The 21,584-nt window shown below is 66.5% G+C and carries 19 protein-coding genes; 13 read left to right on the top strand and 6 right to left on the bottom strand.

The features are described 5' to 3' along the window. Positions 1-2: 2 nt before the first annotated feature. The 3 genes from AB0H00_RS26955 to ftsX all read left to right on the top strand — a co-directional run bounded on the left by AB0H00_RS26955 (position 3) and on the right by ftsX (position 1,804). Complete coding sequence (locus AB0H00_RS26955; protein ID WP_357271689.1) at positions 3-125, top strand: hypothetical protein; 123 nt, start codon at positions 3-5, stop codon at positions 123-125. 84 nt (positions 126-209) lie between these two features. Continuing rightward, positions 210-899 carry a cell division ATP-binding protein FtsE gene (ftsE, locus tag AB0H00_RS26950; protein ID WP_357271687.1) on the top strand — a complete coding sequence of 230 codons (690 nt, stop codon included), beginning with the start codon at positions 210-212 and terminating at the stop codon, positions 897-899. Then, a complete protein-coding gene (gene ftsX, locus AB0H00_RS26945; RefSeq protein WP_357271685.1) occupies positions 899-1,804 on the top strand; it encodes a permease-like cell division protein FtsX in 906 nt (301 codons plus the stop codon). The genes ftsE and ftsX overlap by 1 nt, the downstream gene beginning before the upstream one ends. Before the next feature lie 31 nt (positions 1,805-1,835). Here ftsX and AB0H00_RS26940 read toward each other — a convergent pair whose 3' ends face one another. Then, on the bottom strand, positions 1,836-2,201 hold the full coding sequence (locus tag AB0H00_RS26940) for a MerR family transcriptional regulator (protein WP_357271682.1): 366 nt from the start codon (positions 2,199-2,201) through the stop codon (positions 1,836-1,838). A 60-nt stretch (positions 2,202-2,261) separates the two neighbouring features. On the opposite strand from AB0H00_RS26940, the gene AB0H00_RS26935 reads away from it, so the two are divergent. The 7 genes from AB0H00_RS26935 to AB0H00_RS26905 all read left to right on the top strand — a co-directional run bounded on the left by AB0H00_RS26935 (position 2,262) and on the right by AB0H00_RS26905 (position 12,009). Beyond that, positions 2,262-3,029, top strand: coding sequence for an alpha/beta hydrolase (locus tag AB0H00_RS26935; RefSeq protein ID WP_357271680.1), 768 nt, complete (start codon positions 2,262-2,264; stop codon positions 3,027-3,029). A 171-nt stretch (positions 3,030-3,200) separates the two neighbouring features. After that, positions 3,201-4,598 (top strand): acyl-CoA dehydrogenase family protein, encoded by a 1,398-nt coding sequence (locus AB0H00_RS26930; protein WP_357271678.1) that lies wholly within the window; start codon positions 3,201-3,203, stop codon positions 4,596-4,598. Between the two features lie 32 nt (positions 4,599-4,630). Then, a complete protein-coding gene (locus tag AB0H00_RS26925) occupies positions 4,631-5,860 on the top strand; it encodes an acyl-CoA dehydrogenase family protein (RefSeq protein WP_357271676.1) in 1,230 nt (409 codons plus the stop codon). A gap of 218 nt (positions 5,861-6,078) precedes the next feature. Next, complete coding sequence (locus tag AB0H00_RS26920; protein ID WP_357271674.1) at positions 6,079-7,704, top strand: acyl-CoA synthetase; 1,626 nt, start codon at positions 6,079-6,081, stop codon at positions 7,702-7,704. Positions 7,705-7,869: 165 nt separating this feature from the next. Then, positions 7,870-9,525 carry an acyl-CoA synthetase gene (locus AB0H00_RS26915; RefSeq protein ID WP_357271672.1) on the top strand — a complete coding sequence of 552 codons (1,656 nt, stop codon included), beginning with the start codon at positions 7,870-7,872 and terminating at the stop codon, positions 9,523-9,525. Positions 9,526-9,614: 89 nt separating this feature from the next. Beyond that, complete coding sequence (locus tag AB0H00_RS26910) at positions 9,615-10,175, top strand: hypothetical protein (RefSeq protein ID WP_357271669.1); 561 nt, start codon at positions 9,615-9,617, stop codon at positions 10,173-10,175. Positions 10,176-10,551: 376 nt separating this feature from the next. Next, complete coding sequence (locus AB0H00_RS26905; RefSeq protein ID WP_357271667.1) at positions 10,552-12,009, top strand: PepSY domain-containing protein; 1,458 nt, start codon at positions 10,552-10,554, stop codon at positions 12,007-12,009. A 171-nt stretch (positions 12,010-12,180) separates the two neighbouring features. Here the strand turns inward: AB0H00_RS26905 and AB0H00_RS26900 are convergent, their stop codons facing one another. The 3 genes from AB0H00_RS26900 to AB0H00_RS26890 form a co-directional block, all read right to left on the bottom strand. Beyond that, positions 12,181-12,450 carry a hypothetical protein gene (locus tag AB0H00_RS26900; RefSeq protein ID WP_357271665.1) on the bottom strand — a complete coding sequence of 90 codons (270 nt, stop codon included), beginning with the start codon at positions 12,448-12,450 and terminating at the stop codon, positions 12,181-12,183. A gap of 209 nt (positions 12,451-12,659) precedes the next feature. Next, the gene (locus tag AB0H00_RS26895) at positions 12,660-12,860 is read right to left on the bottom strand and encodes a ferredoxin (protein ID WP_357271663.1); all 201 of its coding nucleotides are present in this window, start codon (positions 12,858-12,860) and stop codon (positions 12,660-12,662) included. A 58-nt stretch (positions 12,861-12,918) separates the two neighbouring features. Continuing rightward, positions 12,919-14,145, bottom strand: coding sequence for a cytochrome P450 (locus AB0H00_RS26890; protein WP_357271661.1), 1,227 nt, complete (start codon positions 14,143-14,145; stop codon positions 12,919-12,921). A 295-nt stretch (positions 14,146-14,440) separates the two neighbouring features. On the opposite strand from AB0H00_RS26890, the gene AB0H00_RS26885 reads away from it, so the two are divergent. The 3 genes from AB0H00_RS26885 (at position 14,441) to AB0H00_RS26875 (ending at position 18,975) form a co-directional block, all read left to right on the top strand. Beyond that, a complete protein-coding gene (locus AB0H00_RS26885) occupies positions 14,441-17,620 on the top strand; it encodes a BTAD domain-containing putative transcriptional regulator (protein WP_357271659.1) in 3,180 nt (1,059 codons plus the stop codon). Between the two features lie 422 nt (positions 17,621-18,042). Next, a complete protein-coding gene (locus AB0H00_RS26880) occupies positions 18,043-18,276 on the top strand; it encodes a hypothetical protein (RefSeq protein ID WP_357271657.1) in 234 nt (77 codons plus the stop codon). Positions 18,277-18,513: 237 nt separating this feature from the next. Then, complete coding sequence (locus tag AB0H00_RS26875) at positions 18,514-18,975, top strand: SRPBCC family protein (RefSeq protein ID WP_357271655.1); 462 nt, start codon at positions 18,514-18,516, stop codon at positions 18,973-18,975. A gap of 51 nt (positions 18,976-19,026) precedes the next feature. Here AB0H00_RS26875 and AB0H00_RS26870 read toward each other — a convergent pair whose 3' ends face one another. Beyond that, positions 19,027-19,284: a hypothetical protein gene (locus AB0H00_RS26870; protein WP_357271652.1), complete on the bottom strand. Its 258-nt coding sequence runs from the start codon at positions 19,282-19,284 to the stop codon at positions 19,027-19,029. Between the two features lie 12 nt (positions 19,285-19,296). Beyond that, a complete protein-coding gene (locus AB0H00_RS26865; RefSeq protein WP_357271771.1) occupies positions 19,297-21,015 on the bottom strand; it encodes a sodium:solute symporter family protein in 1,719 nt (572 codons plus the stop codon). Positions 21,016-21,584: the final 569 nt, after the last annotated feature.

Here is a 21,584-nt window from a genome sequence, read left to right as displayed (position 1 = left end):
TGATGGCAACCTGGGTCGCCACCTTCGTGCTGTACGTCATAGTCAAACCGGATGAGACTGCCTCCGCGCCGACCCCGGTCAACACCATTCCCGCAGCGGTGATTACGGAGCCGCCGATCCGCTGAGCCGCGCGGAATGTGCCGCTACCAGCTCATCACCCGTGGTCGACAAAGCAGGACACGCGCGGGTGCTGGTTACACTGGCTCCCCGTGATCACCATGCGGAACGTCACCAAGTCGTACAAGACCTCGACGCGACCCGCGCTGGACAACATCACCGTCGATGTGGGCAAGGGCGAGTTCGTCTTCATCATCGGACCGTCCGGCTCGGGCAAGTCGACCTTCATGCGGTTGCTGCTCAAAGAGGAATCTCCCACAGTCGGCGAGATCCAGGTCGCCGACTTCCGGGTCGACCGGCTGCCCAACCGCAGGGTGCCCAAGCTGCGCCAGCGGATCGGGTGCGTGTTCCAGGACTTCCGGTTGCTGCAGCAGAAGACGGTGTACCAGAACGTCGCGTTCGCACTGGAGGTGATCGGCAAACGGCGCCAGATCATCGACCGCACCGTCCCAGAGGTACTGGACATGGTGGGACTCGGCGGCAAAGCCGATCGACTACCGACGGAGCTATCCGGTGGTGAACAACAGCGTGTGGCCATCGCGCGGGCGTTCGTGAACCGCCCGCTGGTGCTGCTGGCCGACGAACCGACCGGCAACCTCGACCCTGATACCAGCGGCGACATCATGATGCTGCTGGAGCGGATCAATCGCATCGGCACCACGGTGCTGATGGCGACGCACGACAACCACATCGTCGACGCGATGCGCAGGCGGGTGGTCGAGCTCGACCACGGGCGTTTGGTGCGCGACGAGGCGACCGGCGTCTACGGGGTGGGCCGATAATGCGTGCGAGCTTCCTGTTCGGCGAGGTCTTCGCGGGCCTGCGCCGCAACGTGACGATGACCATCGCGATGATCCTGACCACCGCGGTCTCGCTCACCATGCTCGGTGGCGGTCTGCTCGCAGTGCGCATCGCGGACAAGACCGAGCAGTACTTCCTCGACCGGCTCGAGGTGCGGCTGTATCTCACCGAGGACGTCTCGGCCAACGACCCGGACTGTTCGCAGGACCCGTGCCGATCACTCATGGCCGATCTGAAGGCAACCAGCGGCGTGCAGTCGGTTCAGTTCCTCAACCGCGACGACGCGGTGCGCGAGGCGAAAGAGAAGACGTTCAAGGACCAGCCCGAGCTCGCCAAGTACGTCAGCGAGACGCCGTTGCCCGCGTCGCTGCGTGTGAAGATGGACAACGCGGAGCTGTACCCGACGATCTACGAGAACTTCTACGACCGGCCGGGCGTCGGGATGGTGCGCAATGACAAGGACATCGTGGACCGGCTGGTCAGCCTGTTCGACGGGTTGCGCAACGCGGCCTTCGGTCTGGCCGTGCTGCAGGCGCTGGCGGCGCTGCTGCTGATCGCGAACATGGTGCAGATCGCCGCGTTCACCAGGCGGACCGAGGTGGGCATCATGCGGTTGGTCGGCGCGACGCGGTGGTACACCCAGCTGCCGTTCCTCGTGGAGGCGGTGGTCGCCGCGCTGGCCGGATCGCTGCTCGCGATGCTCGGCCTGCTCGTCGCGCGGCCGCTGGTGATCGACCGTGCCTTGGGCGACCTGTTTTCCAGCAAGGTGTTCCCGCGCATCACCGGCGACGACATCGTGACGACCGCGCTGGTCATCGCACCTGTCGGCGTGGTGTTCGCCGCGCTGACGGCGTACGCGACGCTGCGCTATTACGTCCGCGAGTAACCGTTTTCCGCCGGATGTCTGGTCGGCCGTACTAAGGTGCCGCCAGCCACGTGCTGATGGCGTCGCGCTGCCGGCCGAGCAGGGTGCGTTGCCGTTGCAGTTCGGTGATCCTCGTATCTAGTGCCGCGAGCCGACCTTCGACGATCACAAGGGATTCGTCGCAGGGCACGACCCAGCGGTCCGCGTCGTAGGTGCACGGCAACAGGCCGCGGATGTCGTCGGTGGACAGGCCCGTGGTGAGCAGTTCCCGGATCCGCCGTACCCTTGCCGGCGCGTCGTCCGAGTAGTAGCGGTAGCCCTTGGCGTCCCGCCGTGGTTCCAGCAGGCCCTGCTGCTCGTAGTACCGGAGCAGGCGAGGACTCACCTCCGTCCGGCGGGCCAGTTCTCCGATCAACATGTGATTCCGATCATGTTCGGCTTGACCTTCACACTCATGTGAATTCATAACTTGGCGGGCATGACAGCGATTCCCTTACAGACCACGGTGACCGGCACCGGCCCCGGCCTCCTGCTGGCGCACGGTGCCAGCGGAACGATCGACAGTAATTTCGGCTCGATCATCCCCACGCTCGCGATGACGCACACGGTGGTCGCGCCCGAGTACCCCGCCGACGATTTCCCGCTCGCCCTCGACGACCTGGCGGACGCGCTGGTCGACGCGGCGGTCGACGCGGGCGTCGAAACCTGCGTCGTGCTCGGTTTCTCGCTCGGCACCACGGTGGCGGTGCGGGCCGCGACCCGGCACCCCGAACGCGTGCGCGGACTCCTGCTGGCGGCCGGTTTCGCCAAGGCCGACAACCGCATTCGCCTCGCTATGCAGACCTGGCAGGGCCTCCTCGGGCGTGGCGACACCGATACCTTTGCCCGGTTCACCCTCGCGACAGCATTCAGTCCCGCATACACCAACAGCCTGTCCGCTCACGTCGTCGCCGACCTGGTCCGTGACACCGCGGCATCTGTTCCCGGCGGTACGCTGCAGCAGAGCAGACTCGTCGAGACCGTCGACATCACTGCCGATCTCCCCCGGGTCACCGTCCCCACCCTCGTCGTCAACGCCACCGAGGACCTTCTTGTCGACCCGGACAACTCGCGTTACCTGGCCGCCGCGATCCCAGGAGCCGACTACACCGAAATCCGGGCAGGTCATGTCCTGATGGTCGAACAACCGGATCTCTGGCGCACAACGATCGAAGACTTCCTGCTCCGGCCGCCCCACCACCGGTGATGGCCGAAATCCGCATGTCCAATGACGAATCCGGACGAAATCCACCCTCACCGCGGTCGGCAACGGAGTCGGAGTCGGCTGCACCTCGACGCCCTTCTTACTCTAGAGTAAGGTAGCCTTACTCAGGAGTAAGATAGCTGGGGCAGACCGCACCCGCCCATCCGAGAAAACATGGTGATGATGAGCACTCGAGACAGCGCAACGACGCGGCGTCCGGACACTTCCGCGGTCGGCCTGAACCAACCCAAGCGGGATTGGATGGGCGCGGCGATGCGGGTCATGACGACACTGACCGGGTCGGAACTCGCACACAAGTACAACCTGCGTAGGCCGATCGAGCGAGTCACCTACGAGGGCACCAAGACCGGCTTCCGCACCCTGGGTGCCGCTACCCGTGCGTTCGCCAAGGTCGCGGGCACCGGCGCGCCCAAGCGTCTCGCGGACAACGAATCGAAGAGCAAGGGCTTCTTCGACCTGACACCGAGCGACGACCAGCAGATGATCGTGGCGACGGTTCGCGAGTTCGCCGCCGAGATCCTGCGCCCGGCGGCCTACGACGCCGACCACGCCGCCAAGGCGCCGCGCGACCTGCTCGAGCGGGCCGCCGAACTCGGTATCACCCTGATCAACGTTCCCGAGGAACTCGACGGCGTCGCCTCCGAGCGCGGCGCGGTCACCAACTCGCTGGTCGCCGAGGCGCTGGCGCACGGCGACATGGGGCTGGCCCTGCCCATCCTGGCGCCGAGCGGCGTCGCGGTCGCGCTGTCGCAGTGGGGCACCGACGCGCAGCAGAAGACCTACCTGCCGTCCTTCACCGGCGAGAACGTACCGCAGGCCGCGGTCGTGATCAGCGAGCCACGCGCCCTGTTCGACCCGTTCACGCTGCAGACCAAGGCGGTGCGCTCGCCGAGCGGCTACCGCATCTCGGGCGTCAAGAGCCTGGTGCCTGCCGCTGCCGACGCCGAGCTGTTCCTCGTCGCCGCCGAGCTCGACGGCCGTCCCGCCCTGTTCATCATCGAATCGGACACCCCCGGCCTGGTCGTCGAGGCCGATCCGAGCATGGGTCTGCGTGCCGCCGGCCTCGGTCGCCTGATCCTGGACAACGTCGCCGTCGGCATCGACGCGATCCTGGGCGACGGTGACGCCAAGACCCGCGCCGAGGACTTCGCCGACGCTGTGCGCTTGGCGCGTCTCGGCTGGGCCTCGCTCGCCGCGGGTACCGGCCAGGCGGTGCTGGACTACGTGATTCCGTATGTGAACGAGCGGGAGGCATTCGGCGAACCGATCTCGCACCGTCAAGCGGTCGCCTTCATGGTCGCCGATATCGCGATCGAACTCGACGGCCTGCGTCTGGTGACGCTGCGCGGAGCCTCTCGCGCGGAGCAGGGCTTGTCCTTCGCCCGGGAAGCGGCGCTGGCCAGGAAGCTGGCCACCGACAAAGGCATGCGGATCGGCCTCGACGGCGTTCAGCTGCTCGGTGGCCACGGCTTCACCAAGGAACACCCGGTCGAGCGCTGGTACCGCGACCTGCGGGCCATCGGCGTCGCCGAAGGCATCGTGCTCATCTGATCGGCCTGTTCGTTATTCCAGGAGACTTCACCATGATCAACCTCGAACTCCCCAAGAAGCTGCGGGCCAGCGCTAACCAGGCCCACCAGGTCGCGCAGGAGATCTTCCGTCCGATCTCACGCAAGTACGACCTCGCCGAGCACGACTACCCGGTCGAGCTGGACACCATGGCCGCCATGGTGGAAGGCCTAGCCGACTCCGGCACCCAGAAGATCGGTGGCGCCGCCGGTGGCCGTGCGGAAGACAGCGAGACGAACAGTCACGCCACCGAGCTACTCGGAAACAGCAACGGCGGCAATATGTCCGCGCTGCTGAACGCGCTGGAGACATCCTGGGGCGACGTCGGCCTGATGCTGTCGATCCCCTACCAGGGTCTGGGCAACGCGGCGATCGCCGCCGTCGCCACCGACGAGCAACTGAAGCGCTTCGGCAAGGTGTGGGCCTCGATGGCCATCACGGAGCCGTCCTTCGGCTCCGACTCCGCGGCCGTGTCCACCACCGCCGTGCTGGACGGCGACGAATGGGTGCTCAACGGCGAGAAGATCTTCGTGACCGCCGGCCAGCGCTCCACCCACATCGTGGTGTGGGCGACAGTGGATAAGAGCCTCGGCCGCGCGGCGATCAAGTCGTTCGTCGTGCCGCGGGATGCTCCGGGTCTGTCGGTGGCGCGCCTCGAACACAAGCTCGGCATCAAAGCCTCCGACACCGCGGTGCTACTGCTACAGGACTGCCGGATTCCGAAAGACAATATCCTCGGCAGCCCGGAAGTCAACGTGGAGAAGGGTTTTGCCGGGGTCATGCAGACCTTTGACAACACCCGACCGCTCGTCGCCGCGATGGCGGTCGGTGTCGCCCGCGCCGCACTCGAGGAGCTGCGTGTCATCCTGACCGACGCTGGTGTCGATATCTCCTACGACATCCCGGCCAACAATCAGCACGCCGCTGCCGCCGAATTCCTGCGGATGGAAGCCGATTACGAGGCCGCCTACCTGCTCGCCCTACGCGCGGCGTGGATGGCCGACAACAAGAAGCCCAACTCGCTCGAGGCCTCCATGTCCAAGGCGAAGGCGGGCCGCACCGGCACCGACGTCACCCTCAAGGCTGTCGAATTGGCCGGCGCCATCGGCTACTCGCAGCGCACCCTGTTGGAGAAGTGGGGGCGGGACTCGAAGATCCTCGACATCTTCGAAGGAACCCAGCAGATCCAGCAGCTGATCGTGGCCCGCCGAATTCTCGGGAAGACCAGTGCCGAGCTGAAATAGCAAGGAAAACCTCGACACCGGTGCGGCTCCACGAAGCGCACCGGTTATCTGGTTCTCGGTTTGCCACTGGCCATGTTCATGACTGGCCTGGTAAGCGCATCGGACCATGCCCAAATTGTCTGGTTTATTTGTGACCTGTCACACACCGAACTTGCTACGGTGACAATGGGCCATATCGGTTCGCTAGGTCGAGTACCGACGTTGTGGAGGTTTTCGACATGAAGGTGGCGCACGCGCTGGAAGCTGTGCAAGCGCTAGGGGTGCTTCGCACCCGTGGCATCAGCGATCCCCGCAGGCCTTTGGAGACGCTGCGGACGATCAAGGAGTCGCGGATCCTCGGCCCGGCGGCCACGCTGATCCGGCACTCCGCCCGGATCGAGCCGGACGCGCCGGGCATCGTCGATGAGGCAGGCACGCTGACCTACCGCGAGCTGGACGAGCAGTCGACCGCGATCGCGCGCGGCCTGCAAGCGGCGGGCATCACCGAGGGCATGGTGATCGGCGCGCTGGCGCGCGACCACCGCGGCCTGATTCTTTCCATCGCCGCCGCGGGCAAGCTCGGCGTGCGGGTGGCGCTGATGAACACCGGGTTCTCCAAGCCACAGTTCGCCGAGGTGTGCGAGCGCGAGAAGGTGAAGGCGGTGCTGCACGACAGTGAGTTCCTCGGCCTGCTCGACGCGCTGCCCGCCGACCTGCCGAGGTATATCACCTGGATCGACGAGGAAGCCCAACTGACAGAAGGCGCGCAAGCGCTCGACGACCTGATCGGGGCCAACTCGACCGAACCGCTGCCCGCGCCGAGCAAGCCCGGCGGCTTCATCATCCTGACCAGCGGCACCACCGGCTTGCCGAAAGGGGCTGCGCGCAGCAAGTTCAGCCCGCTGTCCACCGCACAGATGGTCGACCGCATCCCGTTCCCGCGTGGCGGTACCCAGGTGATCGCGTCGCCGATCTTCCACGCCACCGGCCTTGCCGCCTGGCTGGTCGGCGCGGCCTTGGCCAACAAGGTGGTGGTGCGCCGCCGCTTCGACGCCGAGGCGACACTGAAGATGGTCGCCGACCACACAGCGGACATGCTGGTGGCGGTGCCGACCATGCTGCACCGAATGGTCGAACTCGACCCGGCGATCCGCAGGAAGTACGACACGTCATCGCTGAAGGTGATCATGCTGTCCGGTTCGGCACTGTCCCCCGAGCTCACGATCAAGGCCACCGAGGTGTTCGGGCCCGTGCTCTACAACCTCTATGGTTCGACCGAATGCGCGGTCGCGTCCGTGGCCACACCGGAGGACCTTGCCCTCGCGCCCGGAACCGTCGGTCGTGCGCCCATCACCTGCGACGTGCGGCTCTACGACGACAACGACAAACAGGTCACCGCGATCAACACGACCGCGCGCATCTTCATCCGCAGCGGCGCACCGTTCGAAGGCTATACCGACGGCAGGAACAAGCAGGTCATCGACGGCTACATGTCCAGTGGCGACGTCGGCCACTTCGATGAGCACGGCCTGCTCATGGTGGACGGCCGTGACGACGAGATGGTTGTCTCCGGCGGTGAGAACGTCTTCCCGCAGGAGGTGGAGAACTTGCTGCTGGAGCGCCCCGACATCTTCGACGCCGCGGTGATCGGCGTGGACGACGCGGAGTTCGGCAAGCGGTTGCGCGCCTTCGTCGTTCCCGAGCCGGGCCACACGCCGAACGGCGAGGAGATCAAGGGCTACGTCAAAAATAACCTGGCCCGCTACAAGGTGCCGCGCGAAGTGGTCTTCCTCGACGACCTCCCCCGCAACCCAACCGGCAAGCTGCTGCGCCGGGTGCTGGTGGATTACGAGGTCCAGGGCTGAGCGTGGCCGGGAAAGCCCTCAGGTTACCAACGGGTAGGACTTGCCGAGTTACATGACACACACGGTTACACTCTCTTGCTAATGTTAGCCACAGCACTGGATCCCGAGGTTGCGGTCCGCACCACCTGACGCACACAGGCGGGGGCCGCCGGAAGGTTGTCGTCGATGTCTCTGCTCCCCGCATTCAGCGGCACCGCGCGCAAGGCGGGCGATCTCGCCCGCGGCGTGAATGTCATGGTCAAGCGACGACTGTTCAATCCGCTGCGCCCTGATCACGCCGTGCGGTCGGCGTTCAACGTATTGAAGTTCGGCCCGTTCGCCGGTGTGGTCATGCACGGTGCGCAGACCAGGCCGAGCGCGGGTGCCATCGTCGACGAACGCGGGGAGCTGACCTTCCGCCAGCTCGACGAGCAGTCGAACGCGCTCGCCCGCGGCCTCGCCGACCATGGTCTCGAGCCGGGCGACGTGATCGCGGTGCTGGCACGCGACCACCGCGGCATGGTGCTGAGCCTGGCGGCGACCGGCAAGCTCGGCGTGCGCACCGTCCTGATGAATACCGGCTTCGCGAAACCGCAGTTCGCCGACGTGGCCGGGCGCGAGCACGTGAAGGCAGTGCTGCACGACAGCGAATTCCTCGACCTGATGAGCGCGATCCCCGCCGACATTCCACGGGTGCTCACCTGGGTGGACGAGAAGGACAACGCCGACCCGTCGATCCCGACCATCGAGTCGCTGGTCGCGGGCCGCTCCACCGCATCACTGCCACCGCCGTCCAAGCCGGGTGGCATGGTCGTCCTCACCAGCGGCACCACCGGCATCCCGAAGGGCGCGCCACGCGACCGGGTGAGCCCGTTCGCTTCGGCCCAGTTCGTCGACCGGGTGCCGCTGCCCAACAACGGCACCATGCTCATGGCGGCGCCGATCTTCCACGGCACCGGCCTATCCCAGTTCGCCCTCGGTCTCGCACTCGGCAACCGGGTGGTCTTCCAGCAGCGCCGCTTCGACCCGGAGAAGACCCTCGCGAACATCACCACCTACCGTGCGGACTCGCTGGTGCTGGTGCCGACCATGCTGCAGCGCATCCTGGACCTGGGTGACGAGGTCCTGGCCAAGTACGACCCGAGCACCATCAAGGTCATCTTCGCGGCGGGGTCAGCCATCGCGCCGGACGTCGTTACCCGCACGCTGGACTACTTCAACGACAGCCTGTACAACCTGTACGGCTCCACCGAGTGCGCCGTCATGACCGTCGCCACCCCCGAGGACCTGCGCAAGGCGCCGACCACCGCGGGCCGCGCACCGGTCGGCATCCGGATCGTGCTGCTGGACGAGAACCGAAAGCCGATCACCGAGCCGAACATCACCGGAAGCATCTTCGTGAACAACGGCTTCGCGTTCAACGGCTACACCGACGGCCGCACCAAGGAGACCGTGAACGGCATGATGTCCAGCGGCGACGTCGGCCATTTCGACGCCGACGGCCTGCTCTTCATCGACGGCCGCGACGACGACATGATCGTCTCCGGTGGCGAGAACGTCTTCCCGCTCGAGGTGGAGAACCTCATCGCGGGCCGCGACGACATCTTCGAGGCCGCGGTGGTCGGCGTGGACGACCGCGCCTTCGGAAAGCGGCTGCGCGCCTTCGTCGTTCCCGGCCCGGACTCCGCGCGGGATCCGCAGGAGATCAAGGACTACGTCAAGGCGAATCTGGCGCGCTACAAGGTGCCGCGCGAGGTGATCTTCCTCGACGAGCTACCCCGCAATGCGACCGGCAAACTCTTGCGCAAGCCGCTGATCGAGATGGACGTCGACGCGAGCTGACCGGCTCAGATGGAAACTACTGCTCTCGACCGTTTTCGGATCGGATCGATACGAAAAATGGCGTGCAATCCGTCGGCTATCATCAGCGGGTGAGTATCGAGTTCGGCCGGCCCGCGACGGGGCGACGCGGTGCCGTCGCGCAGGTGCGCGGTGGTTCGGCCGGTGCGATCTCGGGCGTCATTTCCCTTGCCGCACATGGGTGGGCGGCGGGCGGCATGCCGCCGACTGCCACCGTGCTGGTGCTGCTCGCCGCCGCTTCCACCGTGATCGGCGCCACGGTGGCCGGAATCGCTCTGTTGCGTGACACCTCGACCGGGCTGGTCGCTGCGCTGGTGACTGCGCAGGTGCTCGGTCACCTCACCATGGGGTTCAGCTCAGGGCACCTGCATCACGGTGATGCGCAGCTGACTCCGGTCATGCTCACCGCACACCTCTCCGCGGCGGTCGCGGCCGCTATCGTTGTCCGCGGCGCGGAAGCCGCGTACCGGGTGGGGACCGCAGTGTTGGCCCGCGTGATTCCGGTGTGCCGCAGGGCGCCTGTCGCGGGTCCGGCGCTACTGCGCACAGACCATCGGGATCGCGTCATCCTGCGCGTTCTCGCCGCCCAAGCCCTGTGCACCCGCGGTCCGCCGCTTCCGGTCAGCATCTGATCTTTCCCCATACCCGGTGCACGGGAGCGTTCGTGTGTGAGCGCCGCTCACTCCACGGCTTTTCACCGTGCGACACAACGTTGCGGACGCACGCTCGTCAGTATTTCGCGGTCACGTGGACATGACGCGCTGTGGGAGCGGCACGCTATCGCGTCCGCGTACTTCAGCACCGCGGCGTCGCGCCGCACTGAGGTGACTGCGCCGCTGCCGTGCCTTCGCATCAGTCGGAACGTCTTTCGCGCCATCTCACGTCGTCCAGACAGCCACCGGCCAGATACGCGCGGCGGAAGTTTCGCGCCGCACCGTGCGCACCGGCACATCGTGACCGACGGCCTGCGACCTGCCCAGTTTCCCGACCCTCAGAAACGAAACGACCGTGAGTACAACAGAAATCACCACGTCCGACGCCGAACTACCGGAACTGCCGGACAAATCCCGGCCCCGGTCACGCAACGGCTGGTACGCACTTGCCCTGCGGCTGCACTTCTACGCAGGCGTATTCGTTGGGCCCTTCCTTCTCGTCACCGCCGTCACGGGCGGGTTCTACGCGATCTCGCCGACGCTCGAGTCGATCATGTCGCGCGACCTGCTGACGGTCACGGCGGCCGAAACACCGAAACCGCTGTCCGATCAGGTCACAGGGGCGGTCGCCACCCAGCCGAACCTGACGCTTGTGGCCGTCGCCCCGGCGGCAAACGCCGAGGACACCACTCGCGTGCTGTTCGACGACCCCTCCCTGGGTGAGTCCGAGCGGCGAGCGGTGTTCGTCGACCCATACACCGCGCGGCCTGTCGGCGATTCCGTCGTTTACGGCAGCTCGGGCGCGCTGCCGCTGCGCACCTGGATCGACCGCCTGCACCGAGATCTCTGCCTGGGCGAGTCCGGCCGGATCTACAGCGAGCTTGCCGCGTCCTGGCTGTGGATCGTGGCGCTGGCCGGTCTGGTCATTTGGATCCGCCGGGTACACGGCCGACGCGTCCGCAATTCCGCAGGCTGGCTGTTGGTGCCCGACCGGTCGCAGAACGGGCGCGGCCGCACGCTGAATTGGCACGGCGCGGTGGGCATGTGGGCGCTTCCGCTGCTGCTTCTGCTGTCGGCAACCGGCTTGACCTGGTCGACCTACGCGGGCGCGAACATCACCGAGTTACGTCAGCAGCTCAGCTGGACCACGCCCGCGGTCAGCACCGTGTTGCCCGGAACCGCCGCACGCGTCCATGATTCGGGTGGCGATCACCACGGCGGCGACTATGGAGCGCCCGCGCCCGCCGACCCGGCCGACCAGATCAGCCAGCTGGACCGGGTGTATGAGACCGCCCGCGCCCACGGGGTCACCCAGGCCGCCGAGATCGCGGTCCCCGCCGCGCCGGGGGCGGCGTTCGCGGTGAAGGAACGACGGATATCCGGCGTCTACACCGTCGACGCGGTCGCCGTCGACGGAGCCACCGGCGTGGTCACCGACCACCTGGCCTATGCCGACTGGCCGCTGATGGCCAAGCTCACCAACTGGGGCATCCAGTTCCACATGGGTCTCCTGTTCGGGCCGCTCAACCAGCTGCTGCTGCTCGCGGCGATGCTGGGCCTGATCACCGTGATCATCCGCGGATACCTCATGTGGTGGCGCCGGCGCCCAACCCGCGGCGGAGGTGGGTTGGCGCCGGGCCGCGCGCCGCGGCGAGGCACGTTGCGCAAGACCTCACCGTGGCTGGTCGTGCCGCTGCTGGCCGCCGCGCTGGTGATCGGCTGGTTCGTCCCGCTGGTCGGGCTGAGCCTGCTCGCTTTCCTCATCGTCGACGTTTTGATCGGCCTCGCCGGGCGGGTGCGCGCCGCCTCGTAGACCCTCGTGATTCCGAAGAAGAACGACATTTCGCGGCGTACAAGGAGATTGGTACAACCACCAGCATCGGCATACCGCTCTCGGATCTCCAACTCGCTGACTTCCACGTGCCGGCGGGGGCCTTAGCGATCCACCTATGTGCCACCCCCGACAGGGGCGACAATGGGCCGGCTACGACAAGACCCTACGGGTGACTTGTTCGTCCTCACGAAAAATGAATCGGTCGAAGCCCGGCCGATTTTCCATGACAGCAGGGCGGGCGGGGGACTCCACCGGTGGCCCGATGAAGGCGTACAGCTCCCAGTATTCACCCGATCCATCATTTTTCGGACGAGAGTCGTAGCCCAACTCCCGCACCGTCCTCCAGTTGTCCGCGCCACGCGGATCTTGGATGACATCTCCCATTCGGACCTCGGTCACGTCCACTGATTCGGTCTGCATCGGCGGAGTCTCACACAGACAACCTGAATGCCACCTGAAGACTCCCACAGCGAGCGCTCAGCACGGGAGGCCAGCTCTACCTCGACGCGTAGGTCGAGGTCCGTGTTGTCCGCAGCTGCGGCGGCTGTGCTTCGGTGAACCAGAAGCCGAGCGAGTACTGCGCCCGACGCCGGCGAAAGCCACAACCAGCGGCCCGAGTCGATCAGCCTCTAGTCCCAAGACTCGTCGATTTCGAGTGCCCCGGACGGGCAAGCATCCAAGGCCTCCCGCACCGCTGAGTGACCGCGCTGCGGTCTTGGGTCGAGCAACCGCACCCTTCCGTCGTCCTCGTCCTGATCGAAGACCTTCGGTGCGAGAAGGGCGCACATGCCCGAGCCGATACAGCGCTCTCGATCCGCAGAGATTCGCACTCTCGTCATCTCCTTTCGTGACCAACAGGTAGGCCGACGACCTGCTCGGCCGACGGTTCTACCGGGCCGTTTCCGTCCAGGTGACCGGCAGTTCGTGGACACCGTAGATATTCATGTCGGTCCTGAGCTTCACCTCATCGGCGGGAATGGCGAGCTCGAGGGTGGGGAAGCGACGCAGCAGCCCCTCGAAACCGGCGCGCATCTCGATGCGAGCCAGTTGCTGGCCGAGACAGGTGTGGATGCCGTGGCCGAAGGCCAGGCGACCGCGGGCCTCGCGGCGGATGTCGAGAGTGCCGGGGTTGTCGAAGCGCTGGGGGTCGTGGTTGGCGGCCAGCAGCGAGACGACAACGGTCGATCCCTTGCCGATTATTTCACCGCCGAGTTCGATGTCCTCCGTGGCGTAGCGATAGAAGATATCGGCGACTGACAGGTAGCGCAGAAGTTCCTCTACGGCATCGGGCATCAGACCCGGGTCGGCGCGCAGCTCGGCCAGCTGCTCGGGGTGCTCGAGGAGCGCGAAGGTGCCCAGTGCCAGCATGTTCGCGGTGGTCTCGTGGCCCGCGAGCAGCAGCAGGAAGGCGATGCCAACCAGCTCCTCGATGGTGAGGTCGTCCTGGCGGGCCAGGTCGGACAGTATGTCGTCGCCGGGTTCGGCGCGTTTGCGCGTGACCAGTTCGGCGAGGTACGTGGTCATTGCGCCGTACGCGGCCATCTTCTCGTCGAGCGGCTGGTCCTTGACCAAGAATTTGGCGGAGTTGACCTGGAAGGTCTCCCGGTCCTCGTAGGGGACACCGAGCAATTCGCAGATCACCAGGGAGGGCACCGGCAGCGCGAATTCCTTGACCAGGTCGACCGGTGGGGTGAGGTGCTCCATCTCGTCCAGTTGCCGCTCGGTGATGTCGATAATGTGCTCTTCGAGCTGCTTCATGCGTTTGACGGTGAAGGCGCCGGTGAGCATGCGCCGCAGCCGGGTGTGGTCCGGCGGGTCCATCGCGATGAACAGGCCCGGAATCTGCGGAGACGGCTCGGTGGCGACGGGCATGCCGGGGGTCTCGTACGGCACGTGGAGAATGCCGATGTCCTGGCGGGAGCTGAACCGGGTATCGGCCATGAGCCGGCGGACCGCGTCGTAGCCGGTGACGAGCCAGCCCTCGTGCCCGTCGGGAAAGACCATGGGACTGACCGGGCGAGCCTCGCGCAGCCGAGTGATCTCGCGAGGAGGCTCGAAGGGGCCCGCGTTGCGCTCCATGGGGAGACCGTGCGGGATGGGAGCCGTTCGACTCATCGGATTTCCTTTCGTGGCGGTTTGTTTCGACCACAGTCGCCGACGGATCTGACATGCGACTGTCACGGCTCTGACACCGACCATGCCGGACACATGGTCGGCTAGCCCGTGCGACGACGAACCGACCGCTGTCGGACCGAGACGACCGAACCATCCAGGGACAATGCGAAGTCCGACGGCGCCCCGGCAGGCAAGCAGAACGGCATCTACCAGCCCAGGGGCCAATACCTCGGCAACTTTCTGCGCCGCGTCAGCAGTCGGAGGCCTGCCGATCGCCCATGGCAAGATCAGCCGAGTGCAGATCGGGATACTCGGACCATTCGAAGTTCGCACGGACGACGGCGTTTTCGCCGACGTGCCGGGCGCGCGGCTGCGCGGGCTGTTGATCGCCCTCGCACTCGAACCGGGTCACGCAGTCCCGAGGGCGACGCTCATCGACTGGATTTGGGGTGAGAACCCGCCCTCCGACGCCGCGAATTCCTTACACCGCTTGGTTTCCCGGCTGCGGAAGGCACTACCGGAAGGGTTGGTCGAGGGGCAGACGGACGGCTACCGGTTGAGGGTGGAACCCGACGCTGTCGACGCGGTGCGGTTCGAACGCCTCCTCGCCCAAGCCCGCACTGACGAGGAATCCCAGGGGGTACGGCGGCTGCGCGAGGCCCTCGCATTGTGGCGCGGTGCGGCCATGCAGGACATCGGCCTGCAGGATAGTGCGGCGTTCGACGCGGTGGTCACCCGGCTCGAGGGGCTACGCCTGACAGCTATGGAGGATCGGTTCGATGCGGAGATCAGCCTCGGCCACGGTGCGGAGCTGGTCACGGAACTGACCGACTTGGTGGCCGCGCATCCGATGCGTGAACGGCTTGTCGCCGCGCTGATGCGTGCCCTCGCTGCGACCGGTCGCGACACCGAGGCGCTGCTCGTGTATGAGCGCACGAGAGAAGCCCTGGCCGACGCGTTGGGCGTCAACCCGTCACCGGAGCTGTCCGCATTGCACGTCGCGCTGTTGCGGGGCGAGTTGGGACGGCGGGAGGAGAACCGGAAGACCAACTTGCGTGCCGAGCTGACCAGCTTCGTCGGCAAGGACGATGATGTCGCCGCGGTTCGCGAACTCAGTGCCGAACATCGCCTCACCACCCTGATCGGGCCGGGCGGCTCGGGGAAGACCAGGTTGGCCACGGAAACCGCGCGCACGCTGCTCGGCGACCTGCCGGACGGAGTCTGGCTGGTCGAACTAGCGGCCATCGGCGCCGACGGTGCCGACCCGGGCGGGCCCGAAGGGCAGGGGGGCGGGAAGAACGTCGCGCAAGCGACGCTCGCCGCGCTCGAACTGCGGGATGCGCTGCTCGGTGAGGCACCGGACGCGGAGCCGACGGATCGGGTCATTGCCGCGGTCCGCGAGCGGGCGATATTGCTGATTCTGGACAACTGTGAGCACGTGATCGAGTCCGCGGCGACGTTCGCCCATCGAGTGCTGGGAGAGTGCCGACGGCTGCGGATCATCGCGACGAGCAGGGAACCCCTCGGCATTACCGGTGAGGCATTATGGCCGGTCGCGCCGTTGGTCCTACCCGCGGAAGACGCCGGCCCCGGCGAGATCGAGTCCGCACCGGCCATCCGGCTGCTGCTGGACCGAGCCGGCGCGGTGCGCAAGGACCTCGCTACGGACGCCCACACATTGTCGACTTCGGCGCGCGTCTGCCGGGCGCTGGATGGGATGCCACTGGCGATCGAACTCGCCGCGGCCAGGTTGCGCACCATGTCCCTCGATCAGCTCGCCCACCGGCTCGACGACCGGTTCCGCCTGCTGACCGGCGGTAGCCGTGCCGCGCTGCCGCGGCACCGGACACTGCGCGCCGTGGTCGACTGGAGCTGGGAGCTGCTCACCGACGCCGAACGGGTGGTCCTGCGCAGACTCTCGGTGTTTTCGGGCGGGGCGAGCCTGGAAGCGGCCGAGCGGGTTTGCGCGGGGGATGCGGTCGAGGCGGGTGACGTGCTCGAGTTACTGACCGCGCTGACCGAGAAATCGCTGGTGGTCACCGCAGGCGATCGGGTGCCGCGCTACCGGATGCTCGGCACGATCAAGGAGTACGCCGAGGAGCGTCTCGCGGAGGCGAGGGAATCGGAACCGACTCGCCGTGCGCATCTCGCGTATTTCACCGAATTCGCCGAAATCGCGGAGCCGCATCTTCGCCGCGCCGAGCAATTGGAATGGCTGGCCGCGCTCGAGGTCGAGCACGACAATATCGCCGCCGCGATGCGTGGGGCGCTCGCGGCGGGTGAAGCAGACGGGGCAATGCGGCTCGCCGCTGCCGCTGGCTGGTACTGGTGGCTCGGCGGGCACAAGGCGGAGGGCAACGAGCTGATCATGGCGGCCGCTGTCATGCCCGGCGAGGTGGCCGACGACTGCCGGGCCGTGGTGTACGCGCTCGTCGTACAGTTCGTGGCCGCCGGGCCGCAGGGTGACCAGTACCGGGCGGAGGAGTGGATCCACAAGGCTTACGACATCAGCCGGCGTGCTCAGACCCGGCACCCGGCGCCGAAGTTCGCCGCCCCACTGGTACGCATGGTGCAAGCACCGGATGCGATCCTGCCCGCATGGGAAGCACTGCTGGTCGACGAGGACCCCTGGGTACGCGCCCTTGCCCGGCTACATCTCGGCAAGATGCGGATCCAGCTCGGTCACGACGGCCGGGATGCGGATACTTATCTAGCGATGGCCCTCACAGAGTTTCGCGCGATCGGCGACCGGTGGGGGATCATGTTCGCCTTGACCGAGGTGGCGAATCGAATCGCTATGCGCGGCGAGTTCGCCGCTGCGTGCGACCATTACGAACAGGCGATCGCGGTCGTCACCGAGGTCGGTGCCATCGACGATGTCGTGCCGATGCGGTTGCGGCAGGCTCAGTTGTACTGGCTGCTGGGCGATGTGGAGTCCAGCGCTGCTGCTGTGGCCGAGGCGCAGCGGTCCGCGGAACGAGTCGCCTGGCCGAGTGCGCTTGCCGCGCTGGCGATGTCGAAGGCGGAGCTCGCGCGCTGGAGCGGTGATGCCGAGCAGGCGTACCGGCAACTCGACGTCGCGACAGCGATACTGGGCGATGACGCCGAGCGGGCCATCGTCCGCGCGCCGATTCAAGATTTGCTCGGCTACCTTGCCGAGGACCTCGACGAGGCCCGTGCACACCGCATCGCGGCTTTTCGGGCGGCGTCGGAGGCGGGAAATACGCCCCTGATCGCGCAGGTGCTCGTCGGGATCGCGGACCTGGCGCTGCGTGAGCAACAGTACGAGCAGGCCGCGCGGCTGCTCGCGGCGAGCGCTGGTATGCGCGGTCTGTCGGATCGTTCCCATCCCGATGTGGCCCGGATCGAGCAGGCCACGCGAAGTCGCCTCGGTAACTCGCGGTTCGCCGAGGCGACTGGAGAGGGCGCGCAGGCGAGCTTGCGGGAGTTGGTCGCGGTCACGCTCGCTTCTTGAAGGTGGAGGACGCCCACAGATATCCGATGACGGCGATCCCGAGGCCCCCGATGTCTTCCGCAGCCCTGAGACCGCGATCGCCGAATTTCTCATGCGCCCACGATCGGCCCCCTGCCTGACACCCACCTGTCACGCCCCTGACACGGTTGTCTACCTTGTCGTGCCGAGCGAGTACGCTGCGCGGCCTACCGACGACTGCCGGGTGCCGGGCCATCCGGGGACAAACCTTCGAGACTGGCGCACGATGTGACGAATCGCCGATGCTGACGACACGCTCGGCCAGGTGACAGCCCTTATCGTTGTGGCCTGCACAGGGAGCCGATAGGTCGGCCCGGGACGACAGACGCCTTCCGCACACAGCACGATCACCCGGACGAGAGATCCGCAAGCTGTACACGACTGCGATTCCAAGGAGGACACCCGTGCGACTTGTCAAAACAGGTGCTATCGCTCTGGCACTCGCCTGTTCAACCATCAGCGGAGCCGGCGCGGCACACGCAGACCAACCCATCACCGTCACCGCGAAACTGCTGGACTGCTCCGTCCGATCGCGGGTGGACCTGGGTGTGCTGGCGATTGTCGGTCCCAGCGGCGGGACGATCACCGTCTCCGACGATGTGTACGCCCGTTTGAGGGCTGCGGGCTGCTTCCTCTGAGCACAGCACCCACGAGGTCGTCCTGCCTGTCGCGGGCAAGCGATGGGCCGGACGACCTTCGCACCAGACCCGCGTGATCCACCGCCGCACCCACCGGGCGGAAATGCCTGGGTCACCGCGGCTTGTTTGTCCCCACCCTGCCCGGGTAAGCGACCCATGACCCGAGTCGCCCCCTATGGGAGCGATTGTCGACCGATCGATGCCCGGCCGCGCGTCGGGTAAGGAAAGGGGTAGCAAGTGAGCACATTGGCCGCCACGGTAGACGTCGAGGTCCCGGTTCGCACCGCCTACAACCAGTGGACGCAGTTCGAGTCGTTCCCGGAGTTCATGGAGGGTGTGGAAACGGTGCAGCAGCTGGACGACAGGCACACCCACTGGCGTATCCACGTCGGTCCGTCGATGCGGGAGTTCGACGCGACCATCACCGAGCAGCATCCGGACGAACGAGTTGCGTGGAGGTCCGACAGCGGACCCAATCACGCAGGCGTGATCACTTTTCATCGGCTGGACGACACCCACACCAGGGTGACCGCGCAGATGGAGGTCGATCCCGAAGGCTTCGTGGAGAACGTCGCCGACAAGCTCGGCGTCCTGAAGCACCGGGTGAACGGCGACATGGAGCGCTTCAAGCACTTCATCGAGGGCCAAGGCCACGAAACCGGTGCCTGGCGCGGCGACATTCCCCGCCCAGGCCTCTGATCCACGCGATAAGCGGCGGCGTCCCCTGGGATCGGGGGGCGCCGCCACTGTTCAGGCAGGGTCAGGCCCCTCTGCGGTTTCGTCCGCAGGCGCCTGCGGTTCAGGCGGTACTTGGACCGGACGAAGCAGAACCCAGGCCAGGAAGGCCAGCGCTACCACTCCCATGCCGGCTCCCGACCAGAGATTGACGTTGATGCCGCCGGTTTTGGCCTCGTCGGCCGCGGTGTCGTGCAACAGACCGGTGATGACGAGGATGACCGCGTAGCAGCCGAGCAACGCCCCGACGATGGTGCGGATGTCGAAAAGCATCGAGTCAGCTCCTTATCCGACGACGATATCGAGGGCGATGACGAGCACGAGGGCAATGCCCGCCAGCAGGACCGGACGCTGATACCAGGGCAGCGCGTCGGCCTCGGGGTCGGTGCGCACGTCCTTCGGCGTCTCCGAATACACCAGCCCGATCAGATCGGCCGCGGGTTTGGGCTTGGTCACCTGGGTGACCGCGACGCTCACCACGATGTCGGTCACGAACGCGACCCCGGCCGCGACGAAACTAGCGCCTTGGCCGGACAGTTCGAACACCTTCGTTTCGTGCAGAATGAAAACGAGGATTGCCGAACCGGTTCCGCAGACCAGGCCCATCCAACCCGCGGTCGGCGTCATCCGTTTCCAGAACATGCCGAGGATGAACGTGGCGAACAGCGGCGCGTTGAAGAAGCTGAACAGGGTCTGCAGGTAATCCATCATGTTGCTGAAGCCGGACGCGATGAACGCGGTGAAGATCGCGGCCACGGTCGCGCCGACGGTGGCCAGCCGGCCCACGCCGAGGTAATAGCTGTCCGCCCGCTCGCGCCGCACGTACTGCTGCCACAGGTCGTAGCTGAACACGGTGTTGAACGCGGAGATGTTGGCCGCCATGCCCGCCATGAACGCCGCGAGCAGACCGGCGAGGCCCACGCCGAGCAGACCATTGGGCAGCACGTCCTTCATCAGATACAGCAGCGCCTGGTTGTAGGTGGTGTCGCCCTCGAATTCCGGATTCGCCGTCACCGCCGCCTTGTACTCGGCCATCTGCGGCACCAGCACGGCGCTGATCATGCCAGGGACCACCACGATCAGCGGGATGAACATCTTCGGGTAGGCGCCGATGATCGGGGTGCGCCGCGCCGCCGAGATGGAGTGCGTCGCCATCGCGCGCTGTACCTCGACGAAGTTCGTCGTCCAGTATCCGAAGGAGAGGACGAACCCGAGCCCGAACACGATGCCGACCACCGACAGGAAGTTGTCGCCGAACCCGCTCAGCGCATTGCCCGGCCAGGAATCCAGCTGTTGCGGCCCGCCCGGCGAGGCGGTGATCTTCTCCTTCAGTCCACTCCAGCCGCCCGCCTTGTGCAGGCCGACCAGGGTGAGCGGCAGCAGCGCGGCCACGATGACGAAAAACTGCAGCACCTCGTTGTAGATCGCGGCGGACAGGCCGCCGAGGGTGATGTAGGAGAGCACGATCGCGGCGGCCACGATCACCGACACCCACAGCGGCCAACCCAGCAGCACGTTCACGATGGAGCCGAGCAGGTACAGGTTGACACCCGCGATGAGGATCTGCGCTATCGCGAAGCTCAGCGCGTTCACCAGATGCGCGCCGGTGCCGAACCGCCTGCGCATGAACTCCGGCACGCTGCGCACTTTGGAGCCGTAGTAGAACGGCATCATCACCACGCCCAGGAACAGCATGGCGGGCACCGCGCCGATCCAGAAATAGTGGAAGGTCGGGAAACCGTATTGGGCGCCGTTGGCGGACATGCCCATGATCTCCACCGCGCCCAGGTTCGCGGAGATGAATGCCAGACCGGTCACCCAGGCGGGCAGCGAACGCCCGGACAGGAAGAAGTCGATGCTGGAGGAGACGCGCTGCCTGGCCAGAAGGCCGATGCCGAGCACGAACAAGAAATACAGGGCGACCAGCGCGTAGTCGACGGCGCCCGCGTCCAGCCGGAGCGTGGTGGCGGCGTCGAGATACGTGGTCGCAGCTTCCCTGTGCAGGTCGGCGGGGGTCAGCGCGGAAGCGAGAACGGGTAGATCGGCAAGCGGCACAGCTTCCCTCCTGGCGGTGAAACCGGGCGTCGAGCGAAATCGTGCGTGGTGCTGGTACTGCCAGGCGCGCGCGACTTACTCGTCGCCCGCCGATTGGGTGTCGGGGTGACACTACTCTGCGTGATTGTCCCCACCCGCGGGGCATAATCACGCACAAAGTCGCACCGCGAGGCGTGCCCCTCGGTCAGGATCGGGCCGATCCCGCGTGGATCGACGCAATTCAGCAATCTTTCAGCAATCGCAATGTTCTCGGTCACCACATGCCGAGCCGGCGACGCAGCACGTCATCGGCGATCCGTTCGACTGACACCGGGGCCGCGACGTCACGCAAGGCGGTGACGCTGAGTTCCCGGCCGCCGCCACCCATCGGGCGCGCCGCTCGGCGTAGCCGCTTCGACCGGTTCGCATGGCTTCCCGGTATCGATAACCAGCGGCTCCAGGCCGAACGGGATCGCCCATGCCCGACGCCGCGCGGTGACACCCCGGTGACTCGCCCCGGTGCCACCCATGGTCCCTCG

This window comes from Nocardia sp. NPDC023852 (genome assembly GCF_040639505.1).
GTDB lineage: Bacteria > Actinomycetota > Actinomycetes > Mycobacteriales > Mycobacteriaceae > Nocardia.
The sequence above is the reverse complement of the archived record's forward strand: the minus strand, read 5'-3'. Positions and strand labels throughout refer to the sequence as shown.